The following is an 11067-nucleotide window of genomic DNA, read 5'->3' on the forward strand; positions in this document are numbered from 1 at the left end:
GGTCAGCGGTGACAGATTAAAAAAATGCGAGAGGATGCAACTTGGCCGAGAATTCAACGGGTCGCGTCACAAAAATCACAATCTGAAACATTTTGTTACATTGATTGTGAGAGTGCAGGCAAAAACAAATGTAGATCCAAGCAGTTACAGGACGAGGTTATGTGGCAGGCGAAATTGCGGATGGACAAATACGCGCACTGATTTTGGGCGCTTATTTTACATTGTTTGACATCTTGCAGGCGAGACGAAGGCCCGCCGCTACACGGGCCGACCTTCATTCAGGGCGAGCGCCCCTTTGACAATCCGGTAAATAATCCAGATGGAAACTCCGAGCAGGATGAACCAGCCAATGATCAACGGGGCCGTCAGGATACCGATCACCGTCCACAACAACCCTATCCAGAAGGTTCGAATCTGCCACTGAAAGTGTCGCTCGATCCAGGTATTGCGAACGTCGTCCATCTTGACGTAGTTGATGATGACACCCACCAGACCGGTGATGCCGCCCACAAAGAATGACAGGGCCTGAAGGATGTAGACCACGACCGCCAGGTTCCGGGCCGGGTCTGAACGACGGGCAATGGGGTCGGGATCGGCGGGGATGTGTTCCTGTTCTGCCAAAACGTGTTCTCCTTCCGGGGTTCTCTACGGAGTCTACCACAGCACGCAGACACCGGAACTTGCCGAAGGGTTAGTGGTTGTCCGGACGATACCCCAGACGGAATCCGCCCCAGTGCTTGCCATGAACGTAGATCGGCACCGACAGGTCGTGCATGATCTCGCCAGTGTCCCGGCGATAAGTCTGAAGCAGCATGTCCTGGGTGTGGCTGCCGCAGCGGATACCGGTCCGGTCGTTGAACAGGCGCTTGCTTCGGCTCTTGACCAAATCCACCTTGGGGTCGCCAGTGGGCGCGTGGGCAAAGTCGCGGTTGTGGGTCGGCACGTAGCCGTCCGGCGCCGCCGAGATGGCAAAGACCACGGCTTCGTGGGCGTCCTTGACGGCCTCCTGCACGGTCGGCAGGTACTGGTCGGTAAACCGGTCGAAACTGCTGGCGTACTTGGGCGGGTGGGTATTGGGAATGAGTTCCCGCTTCTTATCAAACAGCGCCTGCTCCGACAGCTTGCCGTCTCGGATCGCCTGTTCGAACAACTGGCTGATTTTCGCGGCGCCGGTCTTGGCCTGATCGTAGAAGAACCGGTGGTAACTGGCATCACTGTTCAGGGCAAAGGCGGCATTGGCTTTCTCCGCCAACTCCATGAGGGTTGCGGCCTGCTCCGCCAGTGACGCGACGCTGGCATCGCTTTCTTCGATCTGGTCCCGAACCGTTTCAATGCCGGCGAACATCTGTTCCAGACTCTGCTCGTTGTTCTGGTCAATTTCAGCAATCCGGGCCACCTGCTGCTGCACCCGGTCAGACTGGTCCCGGATCTGGTCCAGGCGCTCGCCCACACTCTCCACGGACGTCAGCCCCTCCTCGACACTGCGGGCGAGATCTTCAATTCGGGTGACAACCAGGGTCGTGCCCGACCGGATCTCCTGCAGGGTTTCAGCGACTTCACTGGTCGCCTGCGCGGTTCGACCCGCCAGTTGCCGGACTTCATCTGCGACGACGGCAAAGCCTCGGCCCTGCTCCCCTGCGCGAGCGGCCTCGATGGCTGCGTTGAGCGCGAGCAGGTTGGTCTGTTCGGCAATCCCCTGGATGGTGGTGGTAACACCCTGGATCTTGTTGGATTTTTCGTTCAGCGCCTGGATGAGCGTGAGGTTCTCGGCCGACTGCTGATGAACCAATCGGACACTGTCGATGGCATCGACCAGTGCCTGACGACCTTCGGCACTGGTCACACTGGCCTGGTGCGCCATGGTCGCGGCCTCGGTGGCCTGGGCGGACGATTCGCGGACCGTTTCGGTAATCTGGCCCGCGTACTCGGCCATCTGGGCCGTCTCCTGCACCTGTCGGTCAAGACGCAGCTTCAACTGGTCGGCGGCAAAAGACACCTGGGCTGCGGAAATGGCATTCTGGTCGGCGCTGCCCGCCAGGGTCTCGACCAGGGCGCGACCGGCCCTTGCATCGGAAAGCAGCCCATCGCACTGGGTTCGAAGCGGGTGGTCATCGGGCAAGGAGCCGTCGTTCAGGCCCTTGATGCCCCGTTCAATGGGTTCCAGTACCCGTAGGATGAAGTAGCCACTGCCAAGCGCAAGGCCGCTGATCAGTCCAATCAGGATGGATGCGGGTTCCAGCCCTACCATCGGTGCCACCACGCCACTGACAACCGCAGCAACCGCTGCAACTGCCACCCCCCAAAGGACGGTCGTCCGGTCGAGTAATGCCATACCAACCTCGAATTTATTGTTATTCGTGAAATCATTCTGCGCCTGAAGGCCATTAGGGAGAGTAATGAATTGACCTAATCTAATAACTCATACTTTAGTTGATGCATGACAGGTATCGGCGGGAGTGGCGATTTCTTGAACAGAAAAACCGCAGGACCGCGCAATCCCCTGACGGAATCGAGCGGTCCTGCGGTTGCAGAAGGGAGTTGGCGGGACGCTTACGCGCCGATTACCCCGCCGTCGTCGCGGGTGACAATGACCGTGGCATCCCGCGGGTGATCGCCCTCGGTTCCGAACGGCCAGTCCGCCGCCGGATGCTGAATATTGACGAACATTGTCTTCACGTCCGGCGTGGTCACCACACCGGTGACTTCACACCCCTGCGGCCCCACGAAGAAACGCTTGATCTCACGGGTCACCGGATTCGCCGCCAGCATCATGTTGTTCTGGTAGGGCGCGTCGTCAGAGCCATCGGTCTGGATCCAGAGGCGACCGTTGTAGTCGAACCAGAGACCATCCGGGCTGTTGAAGATGTTGTCGTCGGTCAGCGATACCACGGTATTGCCGTCGACAACCGTTTCGGTGCCCTGCTCACCGGCAAAGACAAAGATGTCCCAATCGAACGCGACGGCCGTGTGGTTATTGTTCGCTTCCGTCCAGCGAATGATGTGACCGGTGCGGTTCTCGGCAATCGGGTTGGCGGCGTTGGTCTGTGCTTCCGTGCGCTGCGAATTATTGGTCAGCGTGAAGTAGACCTCGCCGGTGTTCGGATCGACCGCTCCCCACTCGGGGCGGTCCATGGGGGTTGCGCCCGCGATGTCGGCGGCCAGACGGGTATTGAGCAGCACATCGGCCTGGTTGGCAAAGCCGTCGAATGCGATATCACCGACCGTTGTGCCTTCGGCCGCTGTCACCTTGGCTGCAAAGTCGGCATCGTCCAGCGACAAGGGCAACCAGTCACCGGAACCGTCCTCGTTGAAGCGGGCCACGTACAGGGTGCCTTCATCCAGCAGGTAACCGCCGGCGGTGGCCGCCGAATAGGGCTGGGAGGACACGAACTTGTAGATGTACTCGAAACGGGAATCGTCACCCGAGTAACACACGACCGGCTGGCCCTCCTTGACCGGCGCGAAAATCACGCCCTCGTGGCCAAACCGGCCCAGAGCGGTGCGCTTCTGCGGCTTGCTTTCGGGTGTGAACGGATCGATTTCCACCATGTAGCCGTAGGTGTTGGCCTCGTTGCGGTAATCATCGGTTTCCGAGGCGCCGGTGGGGGTCACGTCAAACCGCACATAAGCGTCCGCGGCGCCGTCGGCGAGTTCCCAGTCGTAGCGGCTGGCACTGCCCACACCATGCCGGGTCTGTTCACGGGGCTGGGTGGCATCGCTGTTGGCAAAGTACCCGTGCCAGTTCTCTTCCGCCGTCAGGTAGGTGCCCCAGGGTGTCGGGCCCATGGAGCAGTTGTTCAGGGTGCCACGGGTTTCGGTGGCATCCGGGCTGAACTTGGTTTTCAGCTTCGCGTAGCCGCGCACCGGGCCCCGGATATCCATCTCGGTGCCACCGGTAATCCGGCGATTGAACGGGCTGCCGAACACCACGTCCCAGGTGCCTTCGCTGTTCTGTTTGATGTGGACCACGGACACGCCATGGGCGGCAATTTCCTTGCGCACTTCATCTTCGGGGCGCACGCCACCGTTGGTGTCAGCGCTGGTGGGGCCACCCGGATGCAGGGCCGCCTGGTTGATGTACTCGTGGTTCATCACCAGCAGGCCTTCGGTGGAACTGTTGCCGCCGGCTTTCTGATCGATCGGGAAGAAATGCATGCCATCGTGGTGCATGCCGACCTGTTGCTCCTGGTCCGCCCCCGAGTTGGAAGCATCAGCCCGGAAAGCCGGATAGGAACCGGTAATCGGCGTCCCCCAGGGCAGGAACGCCTTGGCCGAATAACCCTCGGGCACAACCACCTGGTTGGCGGCTGAAACGGCGACGGCCTTGAAACCCAGCTCGGTGGCCGAATCGTCATCGTTATTGGTAGTGGTGCTGCCGCCATTGCCGTCACTATCGCTGCCGCACGCGGCCAGGCCAACGCCCATGATGCTTGCCAGGGCAGCGCCGACGGTGCCTTTCATCACCGAACGTCGTTGCATCCGGGCCGCCAGCACCTCGTGAAAGGGGGTGTGGCCGGTATGGTTAACCACCGGTTCGTAATTCGGGTCCAGGTAATTCGGATCAAGGTCGTGCTTGGCCATGTTGCTCTCTCCCTATAATGACAGGCATTCGTTATGGAGAGGTCAGTTTCGGCAGCAAATGTGACAGGCGGGGAACAGAGTTACGACAGAACGGTTAACGTTTTTTGACAGGTGGTCGACAAGCGGAAGGAGGACAACCCGGCACAGAGACTCGGCCCTGCACCGGACAACGCGAGGTATTTCCGGACTTATTACTGGGTCATTTCCTCATAACCCTCTTCCATATCCTCGCCGGCTTCTTCAGCGGCATCGCCCATTTCTTCCGCTGCGTCTTCCGCACCTTCTTCCAGTTCGCCAAGGGCACCTTCATCCTGCCCAGTTGCTTCCTCGTAGGTTTCTTCGGCTGCGTTACCGGCATCTTCCATCATTTCACCGGCATTGTCGGCGGCCTGTTCAACGTCGACGCCTTCGTTGTCTTCGGAGCTGCAGGCGGCGAGACCGAGAGTCATCGCAAACGCCATTGCACCCAGTGTGAGCTTGTTCATAACCATATCCCTCTGTTGGTCTGTGATTTCGACGAAACAGGTTACGGCCACATCCCACTACATACAATTACTGCACGGTTACTCTTTGGTTAGTAATGGCTTACGGAGAGAAGCTGTCCATCAAGGGTGATCACGTGATCGATGCCCACCAGGTTTCCCCGCCCCAGCAGGATGAAATCCTGGCCGGCCCGTCTGAACAGATCCCTGATGACATCATGAACCACACAAACCTGGCCGGCACTGTCTCGATAAACCACTTCTGCCAGCCGACCTGACGTAAGGTACTCACTGAGCATATCCTGAACAGACCAATGCACGGCCGCTGACTGAGCATTCGGTGTTGACATGGTTCTACCATCCCTGTGGTCGAGTTCTTATTTTGTTATTGGTCTACCCAACATGCCCTGAGGAATCCGCAAAGGCGGACCCCACAAGTCTGGATCACAACAGCCGATTTCGCCACCAAGGCACCATGCTGCCAGCGCACCTTTCCCCGGGCCGGAGAGAGTGCGCTGGCGATTCAGGATACCGGGATCAGAACCACTCCGACTTCATGTTCAGGCAGGTATCATCCTGGTTTTTCAGAAGTACCAGGTCCTGCGCCACCGTTGGCAACTCCCAGTGGAAGAAGTATTGGGCCGCCTGGAGCTTGCCCTGATAAAAATTCCGTTCGTCGTCCGATCCGGCCTCGGCCAGCAGCTTTTCAGCGGCGTTGGCCTGGCGCAGCCACATCCAGGACACAATAATGTGGCCAAACAGATGGAGATAGCACGAGGCATTGGCCAGCACATTGTCGGGGTTCTCGCTCATCAGAGATTTGCCCAGGCTCTGGGTAACCTTCACTGCCTGCTGCAGGGTTTCACTCAACGACAGCGCCCATTGCTGGCAACGGGCGGTGGTCGCCGCTTCCAGATCCACCTGCATCTCCTGCATCAGCAATTGCAGGCCGTGACTTTGATCCTGCCAGATCTTCCGGCCCAGCAGGTCCAGTGCCTGGATGCCGTTCGTGCCTTCATGAATGGGGTTCAGGCGGTTGTCGCGCCAGCACTGCTCCACCGGGTATTCCCGGGTGTACCCCGCCCCGCCATACACCTGGATCGCCAGGTCGTTGGCTTTCGGGCCATACTCCGACGGCCAGGCCTTGATCACCGGCGTCAGCAGATCCAGCAGCTTGCCCGCCTCCGTCCGCTTCTGCTCGTCCGGGTGGGTGTGCTGGTCATCCATCAATCGGGCACCGTACAGGCAGAGCGCCAGTCCGCCCTCGCTGTAGGCTTTCTGGGCCAGCAGCATGCGCCGGACATCGGCGTGCTCGATAATGGGAACCTGCGGTGCCTCCGGGTTCTTTTCCGAGGGCTTGCGCCCCTGAAGCCGGTCACGGGCATACTCCAGGCTGTGCATGTACCCACGATAGCCGATGACCGCGGCGCCAAAGCCAACACCGACGCGAGCCTCATTCATCATCTGGAACATGTACTTCAGGCCCTGATGCGGTTCACCCACCAGATAGCCGTGGCAGGGCGCATCGTCCCCGAAGCTGAGCGCGGTGGAGGTGGTGCCCCGGTAGCCCAGCTTGTGAATCAAACCCGCGAGATTCACGCCATTGCGTTCGGTGGCATTGCCGTCTTCATCGACCAGAAACTTGGGAACAATGAACAGCGAGATGCCTTTCACGCCCGCAGGCGCGCCCTTTATCTTGGCCAGCACCATATGAACGATGTTCTCCGTCAGCGACTGCTCGCCCCCGGAGATGTAGATCTTCGCGCCCTTGATCAGGTAGTGGCCGTCGTCGGTCGGTGTCGCCGACGTGCGGATGTCGGCCAGGGAGGAACCGGCATGGGGCTCGGTCAGCGCCATGGTGCCTGTAAAGCGTCCTGACAGCATATGGGGAAGAAAGGTGGACTGCTGTTTCTGATTGCCGAAAACGCGAATGAGGTTGGCCGCGGCGGTGGTCAGGAACGGATAACCGGCGGTGCCGGGATTGGCAGCAGTGAAAAAGCCATTGCAGGCGGCCATCACGGATTCCGGCAGCTGCATGCCACCGAGTTCATAGTCGTACCGGCCGGCAATAAAACCTGCTTCGGCGTAGGCATCGAAGGCCTCTTTGACCTCGGGCAGCATCTCGACGGCGCCATCCACGAAACGCGGCTCATCCTTGTCGGCGGCACTGTTGTGGGTCGCGAACTTGTCCCGGGCAATGCGATCGGCGGTCTCGATCACCGCGTCAAAGGTATCCCGGCTGTGCTCGCTGAAGCGCTCGCGCTGGACCAGGGATTCGGTGTCGAGCACATCGTAGAGCTGGAACGCCAGATCCCGGCGTTCGATCAAAGTGTCAGTCATGCTTGGTTCTCCTGTTAATTGCACACAGAGTGTCACAGCCAGGGGGGATAGAAAACCGGCATTTATGACATAATCATGGCCAATATCGCCACACCTCTCGGGGAGACGGCCTGTCGTGAGACATCCCATTCGGGACACGCTGTAAATACGTCCCTGTACGCTTGAGTGCAGCATCCCTGCTGCACACAGTCCCGAATGGGATGCCTCACCACACGCCTGCCAGCGGAGTTATCCATGCACACGGTTTCTATCATTGGTTTCGACGGTGCCCTCGCCAGCGCCATCACTGGCATCATCGACCTGTTCCGGCTGGCCGGCGTGACCTGGGCCCGCATCCATGGCGAACCGCCGGAGCCGATGTTCCGCACTCGTTTGCTCACCCAGACCGGCGACCCGTGCCGCTGCATCAACGGCATCACGCTGCTGGCCGATGGCCGCTGGGATGCCGATGCCCAACCGGCAGCGGATATCATCATCGTGCCGACCATTGGCGCCCCGATCCCGGACGTGCTTTCACGCAATGCCGAGCTGGTCACCTGGCTATCCCGGCAGGATGTCACGCCCTCGCTGCTGGCCAGCAACTGTACCGGCGCCTTTCTATTGGCCGAGGCAGGCTTGCTTGACGGCAAAGAGGCAACCACCCACTGGGGTTTCAGCAACCAGTTCCGCCAGCGCTACCCTGACGTCATCTGCCGCCCAGAGAAACTGGTTACGGTGGACGGCGACATCGCCTGTGCCGGCGGTGGCATGGCCTGGTGGGATCTGGGTGTCTATCTGGTTGAGCGGTATGCGGGACCGGAGGTATCCCGGCAATTGGCGAAGGCTTTCGTCATCGATGCCGGGCGGACCAGTCAGGCCCCCTACAGTGCCCTTCAGGCGAAGCGCTACCACTCCGACAGCACGGTATTGAAGCTGCAGGACTGGCTCGACACCCACTTCTCGCGGACGGTTTCACTGGCGGAACTGGCCCGGGAGGCCGGGCTGAGCGAACGGTCCCTGTTGCGGCGATTCAAGGCCGCAACCGGGGATACCCCCAACACGTATCTTCAACTGCTTCGTGTGGAGCACGTTCGTCATCATCTGGAGACCTCGAGACGGTCGATTGACGAAATTATTAACATGGCCGGCTATGAGGACGTCAGTTCCTTCAGCCGACTGTTCCGCAAACACACGGGGCTGGCGCCAGGGGCCTACCGCTCACGATTCGGCCGGTGACCCTGTAACAACTGGCCTGCGATATGCATCTATTATTGTGTAAGGGCCAAAAACTGGTGCCGAACGTAAAAGTTTTTGACACAGGTGTAAAAGTGGGGAGGTAACCATGGACGCACCGATCAGACAAAGTCAGGCCGATATACTCAACCGGCTCTATGACATGAAGCAGAAACAACTGGCTCAAGCGCTTCAGCAGGGCAATAGCCTGCGCTGCCAGGTACTCGAAGCAGAGGCAGAGGCGATCTTCGCCGCACTGAAAATGGTCCAGTGATCCGCTTGACGCACAACGTCACATACTGATCACTTTGGGGCAGGAAGCCCCACGCTTCGACCTCTAGAGTCTCGCGGCAACTTCGGTTCCCTGGCGAATCGCCCGCTTCGCATCCAGCTCCTCAGCGACATCCGCGCCACCAATCAGATGGGCCCTGACACCGTGTGCTTCGATCTGATCATAGAGCTCCCGAAAGGGTTCCTGGCCTGCACAGATCACCACGTTATCCACCGCAAGCACTCGTGACTCCTGCACCTTGCCGTCCTTGTCGGTGAGCGTGATGTGCAGTCCGTCATCGTCAATGCGGTCATAGCGGCAACCCCGCAGCATCTCCACGTCCCGATGCTTCAGACTGTTTCGGTGCACCCAGCCGGACGTTTTGCCCAGGCCCGCACCGACCTTGCCGGTCTTGCGCTGCATCAGATAGATCTTGCGTGGCGAGGGTGTCGGTTTCCGTTCGGCCAACCCACCGGGACCTTCGAAGTCGGGATTCACACCCCACTCGGCCTGCCAGGCCTCAACGCTGACCTGCTCGCCCTCGGGCTGATGGCTGAAATCGTGGGTCAGGAATTCACTCACATCGAAGCCGATCCCGCCGGCGCCGATCACCGCCACTGACGAACCAACCGGCTTGTTGTGCCGCAACACATCCAGGTAACCGAGGACCTTGGGGTGGTCGATACCGTCAATCTTCGGGGTTCGGGGCTTCACGCCCGTCGCAATGATGACGTCATCGAAACCGTCGGTGACGAGCTTGTCGCTGTCCACCCGGGTGTTCAACTGCAGATCGATACCCAGCAGTTCAATCTGGCGCCGGAAATACCGCAGGGTCTCGTAGAACTCTTCCTTGCCGGGAATACGCTTGGCGTAGTTGAATTGGCCGCCAATCTGATCATCCGCCTCGAACAGGGTCACTCGATGCCCCCGTTTTGCCGCCGTCGTGGCGGCCGCCAGCCCCGCCGGCCCCGCACCGACCACGGCCACACGCCGGGCCACCGGGGCCACCGTCAGTACCAGCTCGGTTTCGTGGCAAGCCCTTGGGTTGACCAGACAGGACGCCCGCTTGGCCTGGAAGGCGTGATCGAGACAGGCCTGGTTACAGGCGATGCAGGTGTTGATTTCATCCGCACGACCCTGTTCGGCTTTACGGACGAATTCACTGTCTGCCAGCAGAGGGCGGGCCATCGACACCATATCCGCCTTGCCGGCGGCCAGGATCTCTTCGCCCTTTTCCGGGGTATTGATGCGGTTGGTGGTACAAACCGGGATGTCGACTTCGCCGTAGAATTTGGCCGTGACGTCGGCAAAACCACCCCTGGGCACCGAGGTCACAATGGTGGGCACGCGGGCCTCATGCCAGCCAATGCCGGTATTGATGATGGTCGCGCCGGCCTGCTCGATGGCTTTACCCAGTGTCACAATCTGGTCCCAGGTCTGGCCACCCTCGACCAGGTCCAGCATCGACAGCCGGTAGATGATGATGAACTCGGGCCCAACCGCCTCACGAATGCGCCGCACGATTTCCACCGGCAGACGCATGCGATTCTCGTAGGGTCCGCCCCACTGATCGGTACGCTTGTTGGTGCGTTCACACAGGAACTGGTTGATGAAGTACCCCTCGGAGCCCATCACCTCCACGCCATCGTAGCCGGCAAAACGGGCCAGTTTCGCCGCGCTGACGAAATCCTCGATCTGGCGCTCCACCCCCTTGCTTGAGAGCGCCCTGGCCTTGAACGGGCTGATCGGCGCCTTGGTCGCCGACGCCGAGACAATCAGCGGCTGGTAGCCATAGCGGCCGGCATGCAGGAGCTGGAGACAGATCTTGCCGCCCGCTTCATGGACCGCCCCCGTCACGTGGCGATGGAGCAGCGCGGTTGCCCGGTTGTTCATGGTGGAGGCCAACGGCGCGAGCTGGCCGGCGATGTTGGGCGAGTAGCCGCCAGTCACCATTAGCCCCACACCACCCTCAGCCCGCTCGGCAAAATACCGCGCAAACTTGTGGATGTTCCAGAACCGGTCCTCCAGACCGGTGTGCATGGACCCCATCAACACCCGGTTCCGGAGCTCGGTAAAACCAAGATCAAGGGGCTTAAGCAAGTTCGGGTAGGTGGCGCTCATACGATGACCTCTGAAAAATTTATCCCGAGTATACACTTGATCTATGGCAAGTTGACTTGA

9 protein-coding genes are annotated in these 11067 nt (G+C 59.9%); 2 read left to right on the forward strand and 7 right to left on the reverse strand.

Features of this window, described 5'->3' with window-relative positions; genetic code table 11:
• Positions 1-258 precede the first annotated feature (258 nt).
• The 6 genes from KXD86_RS05825 to KXD86_RS05850 form a co-directional block, all read right to left on the reverse strand.
• Positions 259-621, reverse strand: coding sequence for a DUF4870 family protein (locus KXD86_RS05825; RefSeq protein WP_218635111.1), 363 nt, complete (start codon positions 619-621; stop codon positions 259-261).
• Positions 622-691: 70 nt separating this feature from the next.
• Positions 692-2332 carry a methyl-accepting chemotaxis protein gene (locus tag KXD86_RS05830; RefSeq protein ID WP_218635112.1) on the reverse strand — a complete coding sequence of 547 codons (1641 nt, stop codon included), beginning with the start codon at positions 2330-2332 and terminating at the stop codon, positions 692-694.
• 218 nt (positions 2333-2550) lie between these two features.
• On the reverse strand, positions 2551-4581 hold the full coding sequence (locus KXD86_RS05835; protein WP_218635113.1) for a PhoX family protein: 2031 nt from the start codon (positions 4579-4581) through the stop codon (positions 2551-2553).
• Positions 4582-4772: 191 nt separating this feature from the next.
• Positions 4773-5066 carry a hypothetical protein gene (locus KXD86_RS05840; RefSeq protein ID WP_218635114.1) on the reverse strand — a complete coding sequence of 98 codons (294 nt, stop codon included), beginning with the start codon at positions 5064-5066 and terminating at the stop codon, positions 4773-4775.
• 89 nt (positions 5067-5155) lie between these two features.
• Complete coding sequence (locus tag KXD86_RS05845) at positions 5156-5413, reverse strand: hypothetical protein (RefSeq protein ID WP_218635115.1); 258 nt, start codon at positions 5411-5413, stop codon at positions 5156-5158.
• A gap of 187 nt (positions 5414-5600) precedes the next feature.
• Positions 5601-7403, reverse strand: coding sequence for an acyl-CoA dehydrogenase (locus tag KXD86_RS05850; protein WP_218635116.1), 1803 nt, complete (start codon positions 7401-7403; stop codon positions 5601-5603).
• A gap of 234 nt (positions 7404-7637) precedes the next feature.
• Between KXD86_RS05850 and KXD86_RS05855 the strand changes: the two genes are divergently transcribed.
• Entirely contained in the window at positions 7638-8618 is a 981-nt protein-coding gene (locus tag KXD86_RS05855; RefSeq protein WP_218635117.1) for a GlxA family transcriptional regulator, read from the forward strand.
• 106 nt (positions 8619-8724) lie between these two features.
• Positions 8725-8889: a hypothetical protein gene (locus KXD86_RS05860; RefSeq protein ID WP_218635118.1), complete on the forward strand. Its 165-nt coding sequence runs from the start codon at positions 8725-8727 to the stop codon at positions 8887-8889.
• 63 nt (positions 8890-8952) lie between these two features.
• Here the strand turns inward: KXD86_RS05860 and KXD86_RS05865 are convergent, their stop codons facing one another.
• Positions 8953-11007, reverse strand: a complete 2055-nt coding sequence (locus KXD86_RS05865; protein ID WP_218635119.1) for an NADPH-dependent 2,4-dienoyl-CoA reductase — start codon at positions 11005-11007, stop codon at positions 8953-8955.
• Between the last annotated feature and the right edge of the window lie 60 nt (positions 11008-11067).

It is taken from the genome of Marinobacter arenosus (genome assembly GCF_019264345.1).
Taxonomy (GTDB): Bacteria; Pseudomonadota; Gammaproteobacteria; order Pseudomonadales; family Oleiphilaceae; genus Marinobacter; species Marinobacter arenosus.